At 60.7% G+C, this 22,523-nt stretch carries 22 protein-coding genes; 7 read left to right on the top strand and 15 right to left on the bottom strand.

The window, feature by feature from the left end; translation table 11 throughout:
- The first annotated feature begins 319 nt into the window (after nt 1-319).
- On the top strand, nt 320-1,246 hold the full coding sequence (locus GOQ28_RS14920) for a Hint domain-containing protein (RefSeq protein ID WP_160357042.1): 927 nt from the start codon (nt 320-322) through the stop codon (nt 1,244-1,246).
- Between the two features lie 146 nt (nt 1,247-1,392).
- Here GOQ28_RS14920 and GOQ28_RS14925 read toward each other — a convergent pair whose 3' ends face one another.
- The 12 genes from GOQ28_RS14925 to GOQ28_RS14980 form a co-directional block, all read right to left on the bottom strand.
- Nucleotides 1,393-2,595 (bottom strand): MFS transporter, encoded by a 1,203-nt coding sequence (locus GOQ28_RS14925; RefSeq protein ID WP_160357043.1) that lies wholly within the window; start codon nt 2,593-2,595, stop codon nt 1,393-1,395.
- Nucleotides 2,596-2,688: 93 nt separating this feature from the next.
- The gene (locus tag GOQ28_RS14930) at nt 2,689-3,105 is read right to left on the bottom strand and encodes a MarR family winged helix-turn-helix transcriptional regulator (RefSeq protein ID WP_272898856.1); all 417 of its coding nucleotides are present in this window, start codon (nt 3,103-3,105) and stop codon (nt 2,689-2,691) included.
- 223 nt (nt 3,106-3,328) lie between these two features.
- Nucleotides 3,329-3,700: a hypothetical protein gene (locus GOQ28_RS14935; protein ID WP_236844380.1), complete on the bottom strand. Its 372-nt coding sequence runs from the start codon at nt 3,698-3,700 to the stop codon at nt 3,329-3,331.
- Nucleotides 3,701-3,749: 49 nt separating this feature from the next.
- A complete protein-coding gene (locus GOQ28_RS14940) occupies nt 3,750-4,133 on the bottom strand; it encodes a YchJ family protein (RefSeq protein ID WP_160357044.1) in 384 nt (127 codons plus the stop codon).
- 3 nt (nt 4,134-4,136) lie between these two features.
- A complete protein-coding gene (locus GOQ28_RS14945; protein ID WP_160357045.1) occupies nt 4,137-4,421 on the bottom strand; it encodes a GNAT family N-acetyltransferase in 285 nt (94 codons plus the stop codon).
- A gap of 45 nt (nt 4,422-4,466) precedes the next feature.
- The gene (locus tag GOQ28_RS14950; protein ID WP_160357046.1) at nt 4,467-4,847 is read right to left on the bottom strand and encodes a hypothetical protein; all 381 of its coding nucleotides are present in this window, start codon (nt 4,845-4,847) and stop codon (nt 4,467-4,469) included.
- Nucleotides 4,848-4,895: 48 nt separating this feature from the next.
- On the bottom strand, nt 4,896-6,176 hold the full coding sequence (locus tag GOQ28_RS14955; protein WP_160357047.1) for a glutamate-5-semialdehyde dehydrogenase: 1,281 nt from the start codon (nt 6,174-6,176) through the stop codon (nt 4,896-4,898).
- Nucleotides 6,177-6,236: 60 nt separating this feature from the next.
- Complete coding sequence (holA, locus tag GOQ28_RS14960; RefSeq protein WP_160357048.1) at nt 6,237-7,289, bottom strand: DNA polymerase III subunit delta; 1,053 nt, start codon at nt 7,287-7,289, stop codon at nt 6,237-6,239.
- Between the two features lie 3 nt (nt 7,290-7,292).
- Nucleotides 7,293-7,952, bottom strand: coding sequence for an LPS-assembly lipoprotein LptE (locus GOQ28_RS14965; protein WP_160357049.1), 660 nt, complete (start codon nt 7,950-7,952; stop codon nt 7,293-7,295).
- Nucleotides 7,953-7,962: 10 nt separating this feature from the next.
- A complete protein-coding gene (gene leuS / locus GOQ28_RS14970; protein ID WP_160352068.1) occupies nt 7,963-10,620 on the bottom strand; it encodes a leucine--tRNA ligase in 2,658 nt (885 codons plus the stop codon).
- Between the two features lie 81 nt (nt 10,621-10,701).
- Complete coding sequence (locus GOQ28_RS14975; RefSeq protein WP_160357050.1) at nt 10,702-11,925, bottom strand: MFS transporter; 1,224 nt, start codon at nt 11,923-11,925, stop codon at nt 10,702-10,704.
- Nucleotides 11,926-12,037: 112 nt separating this feature from the next.
- Nucleotides 12,038-12,487: an HU family DNA-binding protein gene (locus tag GOQ28_RS14980; protein WP_160357051.1), complete on the bottom strand. Its 450-nt coding sequence runs from the start codon at nt 12,485-12,487 to the stop codon at nt 12,038-12,040.
- Between the two features lie 271 nt (nt 12,488-12,758).
- Between GOQ28_RS14980 and GOQ28_RS14985 the strand changes: the two genes are divergently transcribed.
- Nucleotides 12,759-13,307, top strand: coding sequence for a hemerythrin domain-containing protein (locus GOQ28_RS14985; protein ID WP_160357052.1), 549 nt, complete (start codon nt 12,759-12,761; stop codon nt 13,305-13,307).
- A gap of 19 nt (nt 13,308-13,326) precedes the next feature.
- Complete coding sequence (locus GOQ28_RS14990; RefSeq protein WP_336603785.1) at nt 13,327-15,150, top strand: SulP family inorganic anion transporter; 1,824 nt, start codon at nt 13,327-13,329, stop codon at nt 15,148-15,150.
- A gap of 75 nt (nt 15,151-15,225) precedes the next feature.
- Here GOQ28_RS14990 and rpmG read toward each other — a convergent pair whose 3' ends face one another.
- The 3 genes from rpmG to GOQ28_RS15005 all read right to left on the bottom strand — a co-directional run bounded on the left by rpmG (nt 15,226) and on the right by GOQ28_RS15005 (nt 17,173).
- On the bottom strand, nt 15,226-15,393 hold the full coding sequence (rpmG, locus tag GOQ28_RS14995) for a 50S ribosomal protein L33 (RefSeq protein WP_003810296.1): 168 nt from the start codon (nt 15,391-15,393) through the stop codon (nt 15,226-15,228).
- Between the two features lie 29 nt (nt 15,394-15,422).
- On the bottom strand, nt 15,423-15,659 hold the full coding sequence (gene rpmB, locus GOQ28_RS15000) for a 50S ribosomal protein L28 (protein WP_028354123.1): 237 nt from the start codon (nt 15,657-15,659) through the stop codon (nt 15,423-15,425).
- A 326-nt stretch (nt 15,660-15,985) separates the two neighbouring features.
- Nucleotides 15,986-17,173, bottom strand: a complete 1,188-nt coding sequence (locus tag GOQ28_RS15005; RefSeq protein ID WP_202109550.1) for a multidrug effflux MFS transporter — start codon at nt 17,171-17,173, stop codon at nt 15,986-15,988.
- A 178-nt stretch (nt 17,174-17,351) separates the two neighbouring features.
- On the opposite strand from GOQ28_RS15005, the gene GOQ28_RS15010 reads away from it, so the two are divergent.
- The 4 genes from GOQ28_RS15010 (at nt 17,352) to GOQ28_RS15025 (ending at nt 22,522) form a co-directional block, all read left to right on the top strand.
- Nucleotides 17,352-18,611: a class I SAM-dependent methyltransferase gene (locus GOQ28_RS15010; protein WP_336603786.1), complete on the top strand. Its 1,260-nt coding sequence runs from the start codon at nt 17,352-17,354 to the stop codon at nt 18,609-18,611.
- A 507-nt stretch (nt 18,612-19,118) separates the two neighbouring features.
- Nucleotides 19,119-20,117 (top strand): ABC transporter substrate-binding protein, encoded by a 999-nt coding sequence (locus tag GOQ28_RS15015; protein ID WP_160357054.1) that lies wholly within the window; start codon nt 19,119-19,121, stop codon nt 20,115-20,117.
- 276 nt (nt 20,118-20,393) lie between these two features.
- Complete coding sequence (locus GOQ28_RS15020; RefSeq protein WP_160352074.1) at nt 20,394-21,251, top strand: ABC transporter permease; 858 nt, start codon at nt 20,394-20,396, stop codon at nt 21,249-21,251.
- Entirely contained in the window at nt 21,248-22,522 is a 1,275-nt protein-coding gene (locus GOQ28_RS15025; protein WP_160357055.1) for a quaternary amine ABC transporter ATP-binding protein, read from the top strand. Before GOQ28_RS15020 ends, GOQ28_RS15025 begins: the two co-directional genes overlap by 4 nt.
- Nucleotide 22,523: the final 1 nt, after the last annotated feature.

Consider the following 22,523-nt stretch of genomic DNA (forward strand, 5'->3'; position numbering starts at 1 on the left):
GCCGATGATAGTGAACATTCGTTTGTGAAAGTAGGTCATCGTCAGGCTCTTATCCTCAAAACCCCATCGGAGATCTCCGGTGGGGTTTTGTCTTTGCGGCGGTGCCTTAGACACGCCCAAAGACTCGGCATCTCCATGCCATAGAAAACCCCTCCCAATTCCATATAAAAAGCCCGACGAAACGACTCGTCGGGCTTTTTGTTTGCCTACCGGGGACCGTTAGTTAATCATTGTAAAAGCCGCTACCTTCCGCGTTTCACTTCGCTACTATGTCGGCGCTGTAAACAGTTCTCTCAATAATCAGAATGGATAAAGATTCATGGCAACTTATGAGACCAGCTTTGCGAGCGCACTGATGCGCATGGAAAATGGCAGCTTTACGGTGCTGGCCACCAGTGCTGCGCAAAGCACGGCAATCGAATCAGTCGGCGATGGCGTATTTGAGCAGGGTGAACTGGTAACGATCGACACCACCATTAACGACAGTCAAATTCAGACCACCATCGAAGGCTTGTTTGAAGACGGTTACGTTATTTATGCTGATGGCGGTTACGTCCTGTTTACCAACACTCAGTACGAAGAGGGCACGACTTTTACCCTGGAAAGCGGTGAGGAAGGTGGCACGCCTGGCTTGCCGGTCTGCTTTACTGCTGGGACATTAATTGACACTCCGCAAGGCCCCGTGGCAATTGAGGAGTTGAAGGTGGGTGACGTGGTATTGGGCGCTAGTGGTCTGCGCACAGTGAAGTGGGTGGGCTGGCGCCATTACCAGTTGCGTTCGCCGCGTTTGACCGAGGCCGATCGTCAGGACATTATGCCAGTGCGCATCAAGGTTCACGCGCTGGCCGATCAGGTCCCGGCCCGTGACATCGTGCTGTCGCCGTGGCATCACGTCTTCATCGACAATGTGCTGGTCAAGGCGAATCAGTTGATAAATGGCCACAGCATTGTCCAGGAAACCCAGCTGTCGCGAGTGACGTATTTCCATCTCGAACTGGATCAATTCGATGTGGTGCGCGCGCACAATCTGTATTCAGAATCGTGGGCCGATGGTGGCAACCGTGACTTCTTTGAAAACGTAGATGTGGCCACGCTGCGCCCTGAGGATCAGATGCGCCGTCGCGCCGTGCGTCCCGGGTTCACCGTTCTGAGCGGCAATGATGCGCGCTTGGCTGCGATCCAGGCGCGTATAGCGGCTCGTGTGGCAGACGTCGCCGGCGCGTCGCGTATGGAGAAGGCGGCGTAAGCTCAGCTCCGTTGAAGGGAGGGTGGCGGCGTAGGCACGTCGCCCACCTGCCGGTTCCCGCTCAGCCGGTAGCGCGAAATCGGCCCTTCGGTGCAGGGGGCTTGTCTCGTAGGAGAAACGAGCCCCAGAACAATGAGACCGTCGGTCTAGCTTAAGGGCCGCATCCTCGGATGCGACTTAAAGCTTATGGCTGTAATAAGACCTGTGGTCACAACGAATACGCAGAACACGCATACCGCCACATTCATCCCCCAATAGTCCGCGATCCAGCCTACCCCGATCATCGGAACCATGCTGCCGATATAACCGATGACGAGATAGGTGGCCAGCAGTCCGGCGCGATTCTCGGCGGTGGCGATGCGGTTGATCATGCTCATGCCAGCCAGCATGCACCAGCCGTGTCCGGTGGCGGTGAAAAGTACGCCGAGCGCGAACAATACGCCGGAGGATGCCCACAGGTTGGTCATCAGCAGCGCATTGCTGACGACGAGGCTGAGCAGACCCAGCATTCCGCAGAGATGGACGCGCAGTCGCCGGGATAGCATTTGCGTAGTGGCCGACGCGAGCAGTATCGATGCGATAGCCGTGCCGCTGACGACGGGGCCATGCCAGGCAACGAGTTCGTCCAGGAACAACGGCGACATGGCCGCGTACAGTCCGAATACGCCAAAGGCCAGGAAGGGCAGGCAAGACGTCAACGCGAACGCTTTGATATCTGAGGGCTGCGGCAGTGTCAGCTTGGGCAGTATGTCGCGCAGACCCACAGGTAAGCGTTTGTGGACTTGCGCAGAGTCCGGAAGCCGCAATCGGAGGATGCCCGCAATCGCGACTAAACCCAGCACTAATGTCGGGATATAGGTCGTGCGCAAGGGAGCCGGTGCCCATTGACCCATGATGCCGCCGACAAGAGGTCCCAGACCGAAACCGACCGCGAGTAGAAAGCCGCTCATCACGGCGGCGCGCTGCGTTTGCCCGGGCGGCGCGAGCCGCATCATGCCGGCGTTGGCGCTGGTGGTGACTATGCTCGAGGCCACGCCTACGATAATACGACCAAAGCATAAGCTGGCCACGTCCCAAGCGTAGAGGCTGATGGCTGTCCCGATGAACATGAGAATCAAACCGACAGACATCATCGGACGGAATCCCACGCGGTCTGACAAACGGCCCAGAAATAACAGGCCGCACATCGCGCCAGCCATGTACATTACATAGATCAGCGAAATATCGCTGGCCTGCAGCAGCCATGTCTCTCGGTAGAGTGCGTACAACGGGCTGATTAAGGCGGTGCCCATGACACCCACGATCATGGCGAAACTTAGCCACAGGAATGGAGAGAGGCGACGCTTCATTTGAGTTTAATGGCGGTACTGAAAGAAAGGGGAGAGATGCCGATCACAAGGCACAGCTTCAGGGCCAGATCGCGCAACCCGTTGTTCGCACACTTAGTCGCCAAGAGAATCGAAGCGCCGCGAAATACTGTGCAGGCTGCCGCGCGTGACGGACAACTGTTCGTCGCTCAGATCCGCCAGTATGGTCTGCTCGATCTCAAGACTACGCGCCAGAATCTGAGACGCGATATCAACGCCATGGGGTGTTAAGGCGATTCGTTTGCTACGGCGATCCGAGGGGTCGGTGGTCCAGTCAATAAAGCCGGCTTCCCTTAAAAACGCCAGTACCCGGACCAGGGACGATGTGTCCAAAAACAGCGCGTCGGCGAGGTCCTTCTGGCGCAGCGGTTCGCCGCGGGCGTACAGTTCGAGCAGCGGCATTCGGGTCGCGTCCGATAAGCCTAGCGGCTTAAAGCTGAGGTCGATTTGTCGACGCCACTGGCGATAGACGCTACCCAGCAGACTACCCAAGCGCGCATTGACGTGCTGGCTTGGCAACGGCGGCGTCGCGTCCGGAGTCGGGAGGGGCTTTGTTTGCATACAAAGCAGTTTACTACGGGTTTTCCCTTATATCCATAGTGAATTTTTATCCCCGCTGGCGGCCCGTCGTCAGGCGGGAGCAGCGAGGTAACCCGGAGGGCGTTGCTCGAGCCGCTTCACTCGTGCAGGCTAGGCGGCGTCATGACAATTCGATTTAGCGTTTGCCCGCAGCGCTGAATTGCTCGCACATCTGCGTGCGCTGTTGTGCGGTACCGCTGGCGATCTTCTTTTGAGTGGCCTGAAGGCCTTGTTGAAATGCGGTTTCGAATTCCGCAGCCGATAAGCCGCTGGTCGCCATACTGCGCTGCTGTTCGGCCTTCATCTCGCTGAGTTGGCTGGGCGTATAGTCGCCGCAGGCCACGGCAACAGCATGCATTTGACCACCGAATTCGGCAAGTTTCTGGGCCGTGGCGGCATCTTGAGCCAAGGCTGGGCCGGCAAGGCTTATCGTCACAGCAGCAGTCAGGAAATTAAGGCGAAGAGAAAAAGACATCGGGTCGTCCTTGAAAGTGAAGAGAAGAAGCAAAAAGTTTGGTTCCGACAGGGCCCGTGTGGCGCGTCACCCGGCCGCTTGTTCACTGAAACTCGCCATCGAGATAAAACCAGCGGCCTTCCAGCCGTTCGAAGCGGCTGTGTTCATGCAGGCGCGTAGCTTTGCCTGCCTGGCGGTAGCGCGCAACAAACTCGACGGTTGCGTGGTCAGCGTCCAGTTCGATGTGGTTTTTAATCTGCAAACCGAGCCATTTGATATCGGGTGGATTCGGTTCGAGGGTCGCGGGACGCGTCTGCGGGTGCCAAGTGTCCAGCAGATAAGACAAGTCATCCAGCACGAACGCGCTGTAACGGGATCGCATCAAGGCCTGTGCGGTGGGCGCTTGCAATCGTTGCGGTCCCTGATGCCAGCGTTGGCAGCATTGCGTATAAGGTAGAAGGCTGTCACAAGGGCAATTCGCCGGCATGGTTCAGGCGACCAGATCCTGGTATTCGGTGTGTCGTGCAATATAGGTGACGGCGTACGAGCATAGCGGCAGCACGCGCCAGCGGCGAGCGCGAGCGGTGTCGAGCGCGTGCCGCGTGAGCGCCGCAGCGATGCCGCGTCCACCGACTGCACCCGGTACGCCCGTGTGCTGGATGATCATGGTGCCATCGCGCAGTTGGTATTCCAATACGCAGGCATAACCGTCCACGCGAGCTTCGAAGCGGCCATTGGATTCGTCGTGCTTGATCGTCAGTGTGGTGTTAGTCATGGCGCGGTATTGTCAGGATCAGGGGCGGCCGGCCCTGGCGGTGACTCAACGATACATGAACAGGATAACCCATACGGCGATCATGGCGACCAAGCCTACCCAGCACGAGGCCCAGAATCCTACGATAGGAATCTTGATGCCTAGCGGCACGTCGCGCGGCTCGATATGTTTGAGCTGCTCGTTGGCGTACCGGAATACGCCGAAGTGAAAGCCGGGAAATGCCAGCCGGAAAAAATAGTCCTGCAGAATCGATGTCTTAATGACAAGAGGAAGCTGCCGGAACGAGCCATGCTTGAGCAAGGGATGCTTCAGCGTGTCGTTGACCTTGTCGGTATAGACAAAGAAGAGCAGCACACCACAGACACAGCAGACCAAAAAGCACAGCGTGACGAGACTAAATGCGTAAGCGAGAACTTGCGACGGCATGGGGTTCCAGAGTGCGATAACGTACTGACAACAGATGACAAACGGGGCTTAGCCGCGGGTTTGGCCTTCGCCCGTCAAGATCCATTTCAGGGTGGTGAGGCCTTCCAAGCCAACGGGGCCGCGTGCGTGCAAGCGATTGGTCGAGATGCCGATTTCAGCGCCCAGGCCATATTCGAATCCGTCCGCGAAGCAGGTCGGCAGATTCACATAGACCGAGCTGGAATCGACTTCGCGCTGGAACCGTTGGGCCACCGAGAAGTTCTCGGTGACGATGGAATCGGTATGGCCCGAGCCCCAGCGGGCGATGTGCTCGACGGCTTGGTCGTAGGTGTCCACGATACGTATGGCCAGGATGGGCGCCAGATATTCTTCGGCCCAGTCGTCCTCGGTGGCGGGTTTCGCGGCGGGGACGAGTTCGCGTGTGCGCTCGCAGCCGCGCAACTCTACTCCATGGGTGATGAGCGCGTCGGCGAGCTTGGGCAGGATGGTGGGGGCGACGCTGGCATCGACCAACAGGGTTTCCATCGCGCCGCAGATACCGTAGCGGTAGGTCTTGGCGTTAAAGGCGATGGTATGCGCTTTTTCCGGATCGGCGTCGGCGTGGATGTACACGTGGCAATTGCCGTCCAGGTGCTTGATCAGCGGGACGCGCGCTTCGCGCGACAGGCGGGCGATCAGACCCTTGCCGCCTCGCGGCACGATGACGTCGATATGCTCGGTCATGGTGATGAGCTTGCCGACGGCGGCGCGATCGGTCGTGCCCACGACTTGGACGGCCTCGGCGGGCAGGCCGGCCGCTTGCAGGCCGATTTGCACGATTTTGCCCAACGCGACATTCGAATGGAATGCCTCGCTGCCGCCACGCAAAATGGTGGCGTTGCCGGACTTCAGGCAAAGCGCGGCCGCATCGATCGTGACGTTAGGGCGCGATTCGTAAATGATACCGATGACGCCGAGCGGGACGCGCATCTGCGCGACGCGCATGCCATTGGGGCGTAGCGTGCTGGCGGTGGTGCTACCGATGGGGTCTGGCAGATTGGCGATCTGGCGCAGGCCTTCGGCCATTTTCGCCAGGGCCTTATCGGATAGGGTCAGTCGGTCGAGCAGTGCCGGTTCCAAACCGTTGGCGCGTGCCGCCTCCAGGTCGCGCGCATTGGCGGCCTGCAAGGTCTCGCGGTGTTCCAGCAAGGCGTCGGCCATGGCGAGCAGGGCCTGATTCTTGGCGGTGCCCGTGGCTTGCATCATGACTCGGGAGGCGCGCCGGGCGTTTTCGCCCAGGGCCAGCATGGCGTCGTCGATATCGGTATGGGACATGATGGTGTCTGACATGATTCGGGGGAAGGGCCTGGTGCGCCCTTCATAAAGTCTAAGTGTATCGTGCCGCGCGGCTCAGGCGCGGCCGCCAGCGGCAATGCGTAAGGCCAGACGGATCATTTCTTCCCACGGATCCGACAGGCGGCCGGCGACGGGCAGGCCTTTGATCAATCGGTCGACCTCGTGGGCATGCTGCACGGCCATCGGCCAACTGTTGGCGGGAACGCGCGCCAAGGCCTGCAGCGCGAGCTTTTCATGGGCGCCGAATATACGCAGGCGCCGCATCAGCGCGCCGCTGTCCTGACCAGCGGCGCGGGCTTCGGCCACGCGGGCAAGCAGGCGGATTTCGTCGCCGACTGCCCACAGAACTAGGGGCAAGGCTTCGCCTTCGGCGCGTAAGCCTTCCAGCATGCGCACGGTACGGGCCGCATCGCCCGCGAGCATGGCATCGCGCAAGCCGAATACATCATAGCGGGCGACATTGAGCACGGCGCGTTCGACGTCTTCGGCCGAGAGCTGCCCCTCGGGATAGAGCAGGGCGAGCTTTTGGATTTCCTGATGTGCCGCTAACAGGTTGCCTTCGACTTTGTCGGCCATCCATTGCAGCGTCGCGGAATCCGTGCGCTGCTGCTGACGGACCAGACGCGCGCCGATCCACGCGGGCAGCCGCGTGCGGTCGATGGAGGCGATGTCGACCATGATGCCGCCTTGCGCCAGGGCCTGCACCCATTTCGATTCGCGCGTGGCCTTGTCCAGCCGCGGCAGCGAGACGACGATCAGCGTATCCGGGTCTGCTTGTGCGGCGGCTTGGGTGGCGAGTTTGCCGAGCGTCTCGGCACCAGTCTTGCCGGGCTTTCCCGTCGGAAGTTTGATTTCAAGCAGACGTTTGTCGCCAAAAAGCGAGACGCTTTGGGTGGCCGCGAACACCGCGCTCCAGTCGCTGCGCGCATCCATTACCAGGGATGTGCGCTCGGTGTAGCCGGCTTGCCGCGCCGCGTGACGCAGGGCGTCGCCAGCTTCGACCACCAGCAAGGGCTCATCGCCAGACACCGTGTACAACGGTGCCAAGTGTTGTCCGGCTCGTTGCAGATGATCGATCAGTCGGTCAGCGTCTAGCGACTGCCCCATGTCTCACCACGAGCCCGTGCCGGGCGAACCGGGCGTGCGCCAGCTGTCGGGCCGATCGTCTTTGATCTCGACGTTGGGATCGTAGACGGGCGCGTCGGGGTTGTCTTCGCCGCGTTGAATGGCTTCGTAGCTGGCTTTGACTTCGGGGGCGGTGATGCGTCGGACCACGCGGCCCACCAGCGATTGCTGCATGGACTGGTAGAGGGTTTCCATTTGCACTTCCTTGGCCTGGACGAATTGATCGTCATAGGGCATGTCGCGGTACACAGACAGCGTGGTGTCGGGCAGGATGGTCGCACCCTTGTTGGTGATCAGGCGGAAGGAAAAGTCGATGCCCAGCTCGTATTCCTCCACGCGTCCTTGCGCGGTGAGCGACACTTCGCGCAGAGAACGCTCATTGCCGATCACCTGCAGAATGGCTTCGCCATCGGTCGGTTTGTCGACCAGGCGCGTATCGGGCGAGGCGGCACGGATAGCGCGCCGCAACTCCGCACCAAAGCGCGTATTGTCTGGCGCGCCGACATACAACGTCTTGAACGGGAGTGGCGTGACGCCACGCAGGGCAAAGCCGCAAGCCGCCAGCAGCATGACGGCCGCCAGGGCGGTGGCGCGCAGCCACCAGCGGGAGCGGAGATGGTGCAGGCGGAATGCGGCGTTTTGCATGCGTGGCCTCTTAACCGACGACGTTGACGAGTTTGCCTGGAACCACGATCACGCGCTTGGGCGGACGGCCTTCCAGGAAGCGAGCGACTTCCTCCTGCGCGGCGGCGATCTGTTCGATCTCTGCCTTGGAGGCCTGGGCGGCGACGCGGATGGAGCCGCGCAGTTTGCCGTTGACCTGCAGCATGAGTTCGACTTCATCGGCGACCAGTGCGGCCTCGTCCACCGTAGGCCATGGAGCGTCCAGCAGGTCACCGAAAGTGCCGGCGTAACCAAGATCGCGCCACAGCAACCAGGTGATGTGCGGGACGACCGGGTATAGCACGCGCAGCAGGATGCTGATCGCTTCGGCACGGGCGGCGTCGGCGTGATCGCCGTCGGGCAGCTCCGCGCCGTCGATCGCGTTCAGCATCTTCATGCTGGCGGACACCACGGTGTTGTACTGGATGCGTTGATAGTCGTAGTCGGCTTGCTTGAGCAGGCCATAGACTTCGCGGCGCAGATCCTTGACGGGAGCGGGGGCGCCGCTCCAGTCGATCTTGAGCGACTGCGCGCGGGCGATGGTTTCGCGTTGCCCATGGCAGAGCGCCCAGAGGCGACGCAGGAAGCGGTTCGCGCCGTCTACGCCGGAATCCGACCATTCGAGCGTTTGCTCGGGGGGGCTGGCGAACATGACAAACAAGCGCGCGGTGTCCGCGCCCAGCGTGTCGATCAGGGCCTGTGGGTCCACGCCGTTGTTCTTCGACTTGGACATGGTGCCCACGCCGCCGTACTGGACGTCGGAACCGTCGGACTTGAGTTTCGCCCCGATGATCGCGCCCTTGGCGTCGTATTGGTTCTCGACTTCTTCGGGCCAGAAATACTCGATGCCGCCCTTGGCGTTCTTGCGCGAGTAGATATGGTTGAGCACCATGCCCTGGCAGAGCAGCTTCGTGAACGGCTCGTCGAATTTAAGCAGGCCCAGATCTCGCATGACACGCGTCCAGAAGCGGGCGTACAACAGGTGCAGGACTGCGTGTTCGATGCCGCCGATGTATTGATCCATCGGCATCCAATAGTCGTTGCGGGCATCGACCATGGCTTGATCGTTGTCCGGCGACGTGTAGCGCATGAAATACCACGAGGAATCCACGAAGGTATCCATCGTGTCGGTTTCGCGACGCGCGGGCTTGCCGCAGCTGGGGCAGTGGCAGGACAGGAAGCCCTCGTGTTTGGCCAGCGGGTTGCCGCTGCCATCCGGGATGAGGTCTTCGGGCAGCACGACCGGCAGGTCTTTCTCGGGCACCGGCACCGGGCCGCAATCGGCGCAGTGGATGATGGGGATCGGGGTGCCCCAGTAACGTTGGCGAGAAATACCCCAGTCGCGCAGGCGCCACGTGGTCTGTTTTTCGCCCAGGCCCTTGGCCGACAGATCGGCGGCGATGGCGTCCACGGCGTCTTTGAAGGACAGGCCGTCGTATTTGCCGGAATTGATGGTGCGGCCGCTTTGCTTGTCCGCGTACCATTCTTGCCAGGCGTCGGTCGAATAGGTCTTGCCTTCGACGGCGACGACCTGCTTGATCGGCAATTGGTATTTCTGGGCGAATGCAAAGTCGCGTTCGTCGTGGGCGGGCACGCCCATCACGGCGCCGTCGCCATAGCTCATCAACACGTAGTTACCGACCCAGATGGCGATTTGTTCGCCGGTCAGGGGGTGTGTGACGGACAGGCCAGTGGGCATGCCCGCTTTTTCGCGAGTGGCGATCTCGGCTTCGGTGGTGCCGCCGAGCTTGCATTGTTCGATGAACGCGGCGAGCTCCGGATTGGTCTTCGCGGCGTGCGCGGCCAGGGGATGCTCGGGAGCGACCGCGCAGAAGGTCACGCCCATGATGGTGTCGCCGCGCGTGGTGAAGACGTAGAGCTTGCCATCCTGGATGAGATTGCCGTCTTCGCCCTTGATCTCGTGCGGGAAGGCAAAGCGCAGGCCCTCGGATTTACCGATCCAGTTGTCCTGCATGAGGCGTACGCGTTCCGGCCAGCCGGGCAAACCATCACGGACGTGTTCCAGCAGTTCCTCGGCGTAATCGGTGATGCGCAGGTAGTAGCCGGGGATCTCGCGTTTCTCGACGAGCGCGCCCGAACGCCAGCCGCGGCCGTCGATGACTTGTTCGTTGGCCAGTACGGTCTGATCGACCGGGTCCCAGTTCACGACCTGCGTCTTGCGATAGGCGATGCCTTTTTCCAGCATCTTCAGGAACAGCCATTGGTTCCACTTGTAGTATTTCGGATCGCAGGCGCACATTTCGCGCGACCAGTCGATTGCCAGCCCCATCGCCTTCATCTGCTTTTTCATGTAGGCGATGTTGTCGTAGGTCCACTTCGCGGGCGGCACCTTGGACTTGATGGCGGCGTTTTCGGCGGGCATGCCGAAGGCGTCCCAGCCCATGGGCATCAGCACGTTATAGCCGCGCATGCGCAGCTGGCGCGCCATCATGTCGTTGATGGTGTAGTTGCGGACATGGCCCATGTGCAGTTTGCCGCTGGGGTAAGGCAGCATGGAACACGCGTAGAACTTCGGCTTTTCGGAGCCATCGGCATTCACGGCGTGCTCGGTGACACGGTAAGCGTCGCGCGCCTGCCAGTCTTGTTGGGCGGCGGCTTCGACGGCGGTGGGGCTGTAACGTTCCTGCATGGGCTCGTGCACGTATCTCGAAAGAAAAGGGGCCGCGCTGCGATCTACAGCGTCGGTCAAACCGTTGATTATAAAGAGTCCCTAGCGCTCGGGGGCGGTGGGGTGGTTTTCGGGCAGGCGCGCCGATGGTGAGCAAAGGGCGTACACCAGGCCGATGACGCAAACGAGCGCGCCGCCGGCACACACGGCCAGCCAGCCCGCCGCTGCATAAAGCGCGGATGCGGCCATCGACCCGGCGGCGCCACCGAGAAAATACGAAGTCATATAACCGGCGGTCAGACGGCCTCGGGCCTCGGGCTGCAGGCGGTACAGGCTGGTTTGATTGGTGATGTGTACGCCCTGAATCATCATGTCGAGCACGACCACGCCGATGATCAGCGCGGCGAGGTAATGCGCGCCGAGCGCGAGCAGCAGCCAGGAGGCGGCCATTAGCGCCAGACCGAGTCGCGTCGCCAGATTGCCATGGCCCTGATCGCTTAGCCGTCCGAAGCGATTCGCCGCCAGGGCACCCGCCGCGCCCGCGAGGCCGAACAAGCCGATGGTGCCGTCGGAATAAGAATAGGGCGGCGAGGCCAGCAGAAACGTCAACGGTGTCCAGAACATGCTGAACGCGGCGAACGTCAGCGCGCCCAGCAGCGAGCGCGCACGGAACTGAGGCTCGCGCGCGTAGAGATGAAAAATCGAGGCGAGCAGGCCCGTGTAGCTGAGGTGGTTTTGCGGCTTATGTCGCGGCAGAACACGCCATAAGGCGCCCGTGGTTAACACCAATAACACGAACGCCACCCAATAAACGATCCGCCAGCTGCCCAGATTGCCCAACCCGCCCGCGACCGTGCGAGCGAGCAATATGCCTAGCAGCAGGCCGCTCATGACGGTGCCCACGGCTTTGCCGCGCTGTTCTGGCGCGGCCAGCGTCGCGGCAAAGGGAACGAGTACCTGTGCGACAACCGACAAAATGGCCGTCAATGCCGTGCCGATCAGCAGCATGGGAAAGCTGTTGGCAAAGCCCGAAATCAACAACCCGCACGCGCTCAACAGCGTCATGACCACGATCAGCGAGCGCCGTTCGACCATGTCGCCCAACGGCACCAGCAGCATCAGACCTAGCGCATAGCCCAGTTGCGCGGTCATGACGATGGCGCCGGCTGCGGTCTCGCTCAAGCCGAATTGCTGGCTGATCGTATGAAGCAAGGGCTGCGCGTAGTAATTGCTGGCCACAACCAGCCCCGTCGCGGTGGCCATGAGCAAGACGATGGGCGTGGTCAGTGCCGGCGTGGGCGTTTTTCTCGGTGTGGAAGCAGACATCGGTGGGCCAACTGTCAGAAAAAGAATAGCGCGCGTTGTCCCGCGCGCAAAAGCGGCAAGGCCCGTCGCTTGCGAGACGGGCCTTGTGGTGTAGCGTCAGAACGGCGACAGTTTATTGTGCAGCGTCTTTCAGTTTCTTCAGCGGGCGAACCTTAACCTTGACCGAAGCGGGCTTGGCCGGGAACCAGCGCTCTTCGCCGGTGAAGGGGTCTTTGCCGAAGCGCTTGGCCTTGGCGGGGACCTTTTGCACGGTCACTTTCATCAGGCCGGGCAGCGCGAACTCGCCAGCGCCTTTCTTGTTGACGGAACCCAGGACGGTTTCTTCCAGGCTTGCCAGAACGGCCTTGACCGCCTTGGCTTCGACGCCCGATTGCGCAACCAGGTGAGCAACCAACTGAGACTTGTTCAGCGCTTCTTTGACGACGGGGGTCTTCTTCACTGCAGCGGTCTTAGCGACGGTTGCCTTCTTTGCGGGTGCTTTCTTGGCCGCAGCCTTGGTGGCGGGGGCTTTGGCAGCAGTCTTGCTGACTTTCTTGGCGGGAGCTTTTGCTTTGGTAGCCATGGTCGAAATCCGTATGTTGAGAACACGAGATAGCCGGGTACCGACGGCCGGCACGGGACATCTCGCGGCCGATGATAGCGGAACTTCAGGTCTGTGCGCGCATTTCTTTGCGAAAACCCCTTAAAACATGTTGTTTTCGTGACATAGGTGCCGTTCTATGCCGTGTTTTCAGTGCGTTTGATGCGCCGTGATACGATAGTTTTCAGCAGTCGACTCGCGTTACGCTGACGGGTAGGTCATGAAGAGTCGGCCAATACCAATAGGGCCGATCATGGCTATCGATATACCGGGATATTCGTCACCCGCCGCAGGGCTGGATACGCCATTGGCGCTGCTGTCAGCCTGTCACGAACGTATGACGCGCCAGTGCGAAACGCTGCTGCGATTGGCCGCGCATGTCGCGCAACACGGATCCGACGAGGTGGCCCAAACGGCCGCGGCGAGCGTGATGCGCTATTTCGATACGGCGGCGCGGTTGCATCATCGGGATGAAGAAGAAGACCTTTTTCCTGCATTGATCGAGTCCATGTCGGGCAGCGATGCCCGCTGCATTCACGAGATCGTGGATGCCCTGACGCAGGATCATCGCCGGCTGGAACGGCTATGGGACGGCTTACATCCCGCGTTGGAGGCGATCAGCGCCGGCCGTCACGCACAAATCGATAAAGCTCATGCCGAATGCTTCTGCGCGGAATACGCCGCGCATTTACGCCGTGAAGACGAAGAGCTGTTGCCCATGGCGTCGCGTTTGCTGGACGATGTGGCGCTGTCGGATATGAGCCAGGCAATGCGCGCACGGCGCGGTGGCGATGCGAGTTGATCGAAGGGATGTGGCAGGTGTGAATAAGATCGCGAGTCGCTTGTTTGGCACGTGGGTTCAGGACGTAACGCCCGCCACATTGCGTGCCGACGTATTGGCGGGATTGTTGGGCGCGTTGCTGGTGCTGCCGCAAGGGGTGGCGTTCGCCACGCTCGCGGGTTTGCCGCCCCAGTATGGTTTGTATTCGGCTATTGTGCCTTGTGTGATTGCAGCGTTGTTCGGCTCCAGCCGTCACGTGATGTCGGGGCCCACGAACGCGAATTCGCTGGCTTTATATGCGGTGTTGGCGCCGCTGGCGCTTGCGGGCAGTCCTCAATATATCCAGATGGCGTTGGCCGTCACGATCTTGGTTGGCGTGCTGCAGTGGCTGGTGGGCGCGCTGCGTCTAGGGGCGCTGGCGAACTTTATTTCGCCTTCCGCGTTGTTCGGCTTTACCAGTGGTGCGGCGGTGTTGATCGCGGTGCACGCATTGAAAGATGCGGTGGGGCTGCGCGATGTTCATACACACGGTGCTTTTGGCGTGCTGCGTAGCGTGTTGGGCGGCTGGGCGCGATGGCAGGCGGGTGCGGTGCTGGTGGTGATCGTGACGATGGCGGTGGCGTTGTGGGCGCGGCGCTGGGATCCGCGCAAGCCGCATATGTTGATCGGACTCGTGGCGGGTACTGGGGTGGCCGCGATGCTCAACGCGTGGGTTTACGTTGATGCGGCGCAGGGAATCAGCACGCTTGGAGTTTTACCGTCGCCGATGCCGCCTTTTCATGTGCCGCGCATCGAGTGGAGCATGTTGCCGGATCTGCTAGGTCTCGCGTTTGCGCTATCGATCGTGGCGCTCGCGCAGTCGATTTCGATTGCCAAAGTCGTGGCGGCGCGATCGGGGCAGATCATCGATGCAAATCGTGAATTTCGGGGTCAAGGTCTGTCGAATATCGTGGGAGGATTTTTTTCTTCCTATCTGTCTTGCGGTTCGTTGAATCGTTCGATTCCGAATTTTGAAGCGGGGGCGCGCACGCCCCTGGCATCGGTGTTTTCGGCGGTGTTGTTGTTGGTGCTGGTCATGGTCAGTGCGCCGCTACTGGCGCGCATTCCGTATGCCGCGATCGCGGGTCTGCTGTTGTTAGTGGCCTGGAATTTGTTTGCGTGGCCCCAATGGCGGCGGTTGCTGCGGGTGCAGCGCAACGAGTTTTATATCGCGCTGGCGACCTTGATTGCGACCGTGACGATACGCATGGAAATCGCGATCTTGCTGGGCACCTTGCTGTCGCTGATGGCGTACCTGCATCGAACGTCGCACCCCGCGATGCGCGTCATGGGGTTTCGCGCCAGTGATCCGGATCGGCATTTTGTGGTGTTGGAAGGGCATCCGGACGAGTTGCCCGAGTGTCCGCAATTGAAGTTGCTGCGTATGGAAGGGTCTGTCTATTTTGGCGCCGTGGCGCACGTGGCGGATCGTTTGCAGGCGCTGCGCGCCGAGCCGGATGCGCCGAAGCATTTGCTCGTCATGGCGAAAAGCATGAACTTCATCGACCACGCCGGCGCCATGGTGTGGGAGGTCGAACTGCGCAAGCGGCGTGAAATGGGCGGCGATCTGTATTTCCATCGTCCGCGACCGGCCGTACTGGAGATGTGGCAGCGTACCGGTTTTATCGAGGAGTTGGGCGAAGACCATATTTTTCCCGACAAGGCGACGGCCATCGCGAGCATCTACGAACGGCTGGATCCGGGTATCTGCGCGGGCTGTACGGCGCGCACCTTTCGCGAATGTTCGCGCCGCGCTGCGCAGGCCCAGTCAGGGGTTTCGGTGTTGCTGGATCCCGCGCGGTTATCGTCACAATCCCATCGCTGAGCAGAGAGCGGCAATAGGCAAAAAAAAACGGCCTCGCAATAGCGAGGCCGCGGTGACTACGGACCACCGGCTGAATTACTTCAGCTTGGTTTCCTTGTAGTCCACATGCTTGCGAGCGACGGGATCAAATTTCTTGATCAGCATCTTCTCAGGCATGTTGCGCTTGTTTTTGGTGGTCGTGTAAAAGTGGCCCGTGCCGGCAGTCGACTCGAGCTTGATCTTTTCGCGGATACCTTTGGCCATGTCTTGCTCCTAGAATGTGATGGGCCGGATCAGGCCACTTCGCCGCGAGCGCGCAGATCGGCCAGGACGGCGTCGATGCCGTTCTTGTCGATGATGCGGATAGCCTTGGCGGAAACACGCAGACGAACCCAGCGGTTCTCGCTTTCAACCCAGAACCGGCGCGATTGCAGGTTGGGCAGGAAGCGACGCTTGGTCTTGTTGTTCGCGTGCGAAACGTTGTTGCCCGTCATCGGGCCTTTGCCAGTTACTTGGCATACGCGTGCCATGGTGTTTTACCTCTGTTCTGGCCGCGTATGGCGAAGCTGGGGAAGGAAAGTCAGGTAGATGGGCTAGGTGCCCGTGCTTATACCCGCTACCCGCCGCCCGCTGTACCTATACACGGGGTGCTGGTCGAAAGTGGTAGCTACAAAGCATAGTAGGCTACTCACGGGAAAAACTTCTTGCGAAGCTCGCCATTCTAGTATGAAAAGGGGAAAACAAGCAAGCGTTCCGGCGCGGAGTGTCTCGGGAAAGCCGCTGTGACGTTTCCCTGTGACAGGCGCGTGGGTCTGCTGTAGCACCCGCCTGTCTCTGTTTACACCGGTGTTGGCTCTTATCGCCGGGCAATGCGGCCCGACAACCAGGATAGCGTGGCGCAGAAGGCGAGCACCGTGGTCAGCGGCAACGGCCCGTCGGTCTGCCAGACGCTGACCGCGGCGCCGGCGAGGGCGCCGCAGCTCATCTGCAATGTTCCCAATAACGCGGACGCCGCACCCAGTCGCATGCCTTGTTCGGCCAAGGCGAGGGCGGCCGAATTAGGGTTGACGAAGCCCTGGCTGAACATATACCCGATCAAACACACCATGAGAACAGGCAAAGTCATGGCGCCGGTCAGCGTCCACGCCAAAGCGATCAGACCGGTGCCTGCCAGCGCGTACTGAGCCGCGCGTTGCAGTTCTGCGGGCTTGCGGTTGCGCAGCATGCGCGCGCTGACCTGCGAGCCGACAATCAGGCCGGCGGCGTTGGCTCCAAAGAGAAAGCCATAGTACTGAGGCGCCACACCATAGTGGTCGATGAATACGCGCGGCGAACAAATGATGTAGGCGAACATGCCCGCCGATCCCAGGCCACCCGCGAAGCTATGCGCCATGAATCGCCGGTGCCGTAATAAGGCCAGATAATTGCGCGCGATCGATCGCGCGCTCAATGGCTGCACGCGTGCGGGAGCAAGCGATTCATGCATGATGAAATGTGCCGCGATCAGCATGGCGAGTGATACGGCCGCCATCAGCCAGAACAAGCTGCGCCAGCCCATGAAAGCCAGCAACTGGCCGCCGGCGAGCGGCGCCAGGATTGGCGCCACGCCCATGATCAGCATCAGCATGGACAAGGCGCGCGCGGCGTCTTGGGTTTCGTAATGGTCGCGGATCACCGCACGGGGAATGACGATCCCGGCCGCGCTGCCCATCGCCTGCAGCACGCGGCAAAGGGTGAGCATGTGAATGCTATCGGCCATCGCGCAGCCCACGGACGCGGCGGTATAAACCGCGAGGCCACCGAGCATGGGCAGCTTGCGGCCATAGCGATCTGCCAGCGGGCCATAAAACACTTGCGCCAGCGCCAAGCCCACCAGATAGGATGCGAGGGTTCGTTCGACATCGCCACGAGAGACTTGCAGGCCCTCGGCGATGGCGGGAAACCCGGGCAGATACATGTCCACCGAAAACGGGCCGATGGCCGTGAGCACGCCCATCAGTATGAGCCAACCTGGCAGGCGACGCGACAAGGACTGCGATGGCATGAACGAGTAGGAGCGACCAGTGAGCGGGGATCGCACGGCACGCGCTGATCTGCATACAGGGGCCGCGCGGCGTGACCAATCCGAAAGCGAGTCAGGGATACTAGCACGCGTCAAGGGCTGGCCGATTCCGATCGTTTTCGGCTAGAGTTGCTGGGTTCGTTTACACAGGGGAGAAGCTGTGAATCCGTTGCTGTCCGTAGTTGAACGCAAGTTGAATGCCTTGCCCGTGACTGTGCAGTTGCAGATGCCCGATGGCGCTATCGTCGGGCCGAACGATGCTCAAGTGCGCTTTGTCGCGCGCGAAAAGTCCGCGCTGGCGCATCTGGCCGAGGGGTCGGTTGGTGTGTTGGGGCAGGACTATGTCGAAGGTCGCATCGACATACAGGGCAATATGCGCGATGTTATGGCCGCCGCGGCGGCGTTATTGCCGGGCTCGCCCGTCGAGGCGGCAAAAGGGGGATGGCTCACCGAACTAGTACGAAAAGTCGCATCGGTGTGGCGTCACTCCATCGAGCGTGATGCCAAGCAGATCGAGTTTCACTACGATCTGTCGGACGATTTCTATGCATTGTGGCTGGACCCGCGCCGGGTCTATTCCTGCGCGTATTATCGGACGCCCGAAATGACGCTGGCGCAGGCGCAGGAAGCCAAACTGGACCACATTTGCCGCAAGCTACGTCTGCAACCCGGCGAGCGCTTCCTGGATGTGGGCGCGGGCTGGGGTGGGCTGCTGCTGTGGGCCGCGGAAAACTACGGTGTGGACGCTACGGGTATCACCTTGTCGCGCAATCAACACGCCTATGTCAACAAGCTCATCGAAGAAAAAGGCTTGTCGGGCCGTGTGCGGATGGAGCTGCTCGATTACCGCAAGCTCGACGAGTCGCAGCCTTTCGACAAGCTGGCGTCGGTGGGTATGTTCGAGCACGTGGGTCGCGCACAATTGCCGGGCTATTTCGCCAAGCTGCGTCGCCTGGTCAAGCCCGGCGGGCTTATCATGAACCACGGGATCACCGCGGCCGGCGTCTATAACAGCGAGCTGGGCAGCGGGATGGGCGAGTTCATCGAAAAATATATCTTTCCCGGCGGCGAGCTGACGCATATCAGCTGCGTGATGGAGGCGATGACCCACGGTGGTCTGGAAGGCGTGGACGTGGAAAACCTGCGTCCGCATTACGCGCGCACCTTGTGGGCCTGGAGTGATGCCTTGGAGGCGCGCCTGGAAGAGGCCGCGCAGGTTCTCAAGGGTGAGCAAGGGCAGCGCTCGTTGCGTGCCTATCGCCTGTACCTCGCCGGGTGCGCGATGGCCTTCGAGCATGGCTGGATCGCGCTACATCAGGTGCTGGGCACAAGCCCGGCATTTGGACGTGCGGACGAACTGGATAATCCGCCGGATCTGGCGTATCCGTGGCGGCGGGCGTACATGTACACGGGCCAGTAAACCGTAACCACGACGTAACTCGTCAGCCCGCCCTCAAGCGCCCGATGCTCGGTTGTTCTTCCGATAGCCGGTCGCCTGAAAGGCGGGCTTTTTGCTGCCAGTACAGTAATGACTACGGTCAAAACGTAACTTTGTGTGTTTGTGACTTATTGCAATGCAGCATAGGTATGCCGGGGCGTTGTCGCTTGGGCGAGGCCGGCGTTGCGCCGAAATCTCATCCTATTTATGACTAAATGTGTCGATCTGGGCTTGGGCGTTTCGGGAAAATCCGTTAAGATGCTGTCTTCTTCATTTAGTTGTGCTCAATTTCTGTCAGCCTGCGCGTGAGATTTTTCACGCACGGGCTCGCTGTCCACGGGGTCGACGTCCGCTTTGACGCACGACCCTGCTGCTAGTGTCGGTTTGTATTGGCGGTTCTGCCCGTCTTCCGCACAACCCCCTTAGCTCCACGGCACCCACGGGCGCTTTGTCCGGCGTGGTGTCCCTGAACCTATGGAGGCAAAAGCCATGCAATTCAATGTTGTGAAAACCCTCTCCGCCGCGGCGGTGTTTCTTGCTTTCGCGGGCTCGGCTCAGGCCGCCGATGCGACTTGCGAGGTGAACCGGCCGGTGAAGTTCGGCGGTATGAACTGGGAGTCCAACCTCGTCTTAGTCGATGTCGAGCGTTTTATCCTGGAAAAAGGCTATGGTTGCGAGACCGAGACGCTGCCCACCGAAACGCTGCCCGCTTTGGCCGCGCTCGAGCGCGGTGATCTCGATGTGAACACGGAGATCTGGCTCAATAGCGTCGCCGAACCGTGGGAGAAGGCCGAGAAGACCGGTAAGGTCAAACGCGTTGGCGAACTCTATCTGGGTGGCGAGTCCTGGTTTATCCCGCGCTATACGGCCGAACGCCTGCCGGAGCTGAAGTCCGCGGCCGATCTGCCGAAGTTCAAGGACGAATTCAAAGATCCGGAAGAGCCCTCGAAAGGCCGTTTTTACGGCTGCCCGGCGGGTTGGGGCTGTGAGGTCACCAGCACGAACCTGTTCCATGCGTTAGGGCTGGACGATACGTATACCTTGTATTCGCCCGGCACGGGTGCAGCGCAGAAAGCGGCGCTGACCTCGGCGTATAAGCGCAAACAGAACGTGGTGTTTTACTACTGGTACCCCACGCCGCTGGTGGGCTCGATGGATCTGGTCAAGCTGGACCTGCCGGCCTATGACGCCGAAACGCACAAGTGCCTGACTTCGCCGGATTGCAAGGATCCCAAGCCTAGCGCCTATCCGGAAAACCCGGTGTTTACCGGCGTGAACACGAAGTTCGCCCGAGAGGCGCCCAAGCTGACCGAGTTCTTCTCCAAGGTGGCCGTGCCGTTGCCCGAGATGGACGCGACGCTGGCGCACATGGAAGAGTCCGGCGATGACGCCGCCGATGTGGCCCAATGGTTCCTCAAGAATAAGGCGGATGTGTGGACCAAGTGGGTGCCTGCCGAGGTGGCAGAGCGGGTGCAGGCCGCGCTGTAAGCGGCATTGATAAGAATGCGGCCGGGCACGCACTGGCCGCGTTGGAAAGCGTTGTCGGGCACCGCGCCGAAAGCGCCGTACGTGGCGATTCGTCTTCATTTGCGGGTATCGCCCCAGCGCTTTCCCTGAATCGTTTTTCGCTGCAGCACACTTTGCATAGCGCCGGAATGCCCGGAACGTTCTGTAGATGTTCGCAGTCGGGCGTGACTAGGGTCATGCGGCTGAATGCTTGTTTCTCGGCCGCATCGCTCTACGGCATGCCGTAAGGAGGTTTTTATGTTTCCAGAGATTATTCCACCACGCGCCGTGCGTGGTGCGATCGACGGGTTTGTCGATCATCTCGTCACGCAGTACGCCGATACCTTGGAGGCGTTATCCAAGCCGTTTCTAAGCGCGTTGGTCTGGCTCGAACAGGTATTGCGTGGCGCGCCTTGGTGGCTGGTCGTGCTGGCTACCATCGCGATTGCGTGGGGCGTGAGCCGGCGCATCGGGCTGAGCATCGCCATGGGGGCGCTGCTGTGTGTGATCGGTGTGTTGGGTCTGTGGGATGCTGGCATGCAGACCTTGGCGCTCATGATCATGGCGGCGGGCCTGTCGGTGATTATCGGCATCCCGGTCGGTATTCTGATGGCGCGGGTGAACTGGCTGCGCGCGGTCATGCTGCCGGTGTTGGACGTCATGCAGACGATGCCGAGTTTTGTGTATCTGATTCCGGTCGTGATGCTGTTTGGGCTGGGCAAGATTCCGGCCATCATCGCGACGGTGATTTACGCGGTGCCGCCGCTGATTCGTTTGACGGATCTGGGCATACGGTTGGTCGATCGCGAGGTGCTGGAAGCCTCGCGCGCCTTTGGCGCGAATGCCCGTCAGCAGTTGTTTGGCGTGCAGCTGCCGCTGGCACTGCCCAACATCATGGCGGGCATTAACCAGACGACGATGATGGCGTTGTCGATGGTGGTGATCGCTTCGATGATTGGCGCACGCGGCCTCGGTTATGAAGTACTGTTAGGTATCAATCGTCTGGAAGTCGGCCGAGGGCTCTTGGCCGGCCTGGGCATCGTGGTGTTGGCGGTGCTGTTTGACCGAATCACGCAATCTTACGGACATCGCGTCCGCCAAGGAGGCCAACGATGAGCAAGATTGAAGTCAAGAATATTTATAAAGTCTTTGGTCCGCATCCGGCAAAATGGCTGTCGGCCGCGCAGGGCGGCATGAGCAAGGAAGAATTGCTCGCCAAGAGCGGTCACACGCTAGGCTTGCGCGACATCAGCCTGTCGATTGAAGAGGGCAGTATCTACGTCATCATGGGCTTGTCGGGCTCGGGGAAATCGACCTTGATCCGGCACTTTAATCGTCTGATCGAGCCCAGCGCCGGGCAGATTCTGGTCGATGGCGTGGACGTGGTGAGTCTGGGCAAGCGCGAACTCGAGACCTTCCGTCAGAAAAAGATGAGCATGGTGTTCCAGCGCTTTGGGCTGTTCCCGCATCGCACGGTGCTTGAAAACGCGGCGTATGGGTTGACCGTGCAGGGCGTGCCTAAAGCGCAACGCGAGGAGCGCGCGCGTCACTGGTTGGATCAGGTGGGGCTCAATGGTTTCGAGGCGCAGTATCCGCATCAACTCTCCGGTGGGATGCAGCAGCGCGTTGGATTGGCGCGAGCGCTGGCCACGGATGCAGAGATTCTATTGATGGACGAGGCGTTTTCCGCGCTGGATCCGCTTATCCGTCGGGAGATGCAGGATCATCTGTTGCAGTTGCAGGCCAAGCTGAACAAAACCATTGTGTTCATCACGCACGATCTGGATGAGGCGCTGCGACTTGGCAACCGGATCGCGATCTTGAAAGATGGCGAGCTGGTGCAGGAGGGCACGCCCGAAGATATCCTGTTGAATCCGTCGAATGACTACGTTCAAGCGTTTTTGCAGGATGTGAACCGCACCAAGGTGCTCAACGCGGCGCATGCCGTGAACCCGACTCGCTTGACGCTGACGATGCGCTCGCGCCCGGCGCATGCGTTGGACCGCCTGCACGCATTGAACTACGAGTATGCGCCTGTTCTGGACGGCAAGCGATTGGCGGGGGTGCTGACGGAAGCCGCGGCGCAGCGCGCCGTGCAGGCTGGCGCGCGCGACGTGTCCGCCTATGTCGAGGACTTGGCATCGATTCCCGCGACTGCCGGGCTGGACGAAGTCCTGGCCCGACTCGTCCATAGCGATCAGCCGGTTGCCGTGACGGGCGAGGATGACGAGTTTCTGGGTATGCTTTCCCGGAAAAAAGTGGTCGATCTCGTCACCCCGGCCTTGCAGGAAGGCAGTACCGAGACGCCCGCGGCGGCGTCAACGCCATCGCCCGAGGCGGGCGCCGCTACAGAGCCTGCCGAGCCGATTTCCCGGCACGCTGCCTGAG

This window comes from Bordetella sp. 02P26C-1 (genome assembly GCF_009763255.1).
In the GTDB taxonomy this organism is placed as follows: Bacteria; Pseudomonadota; Gammaproteobacteria; order Burkholderiales; family Burkholderiaceae_B; genus Bordetella_A.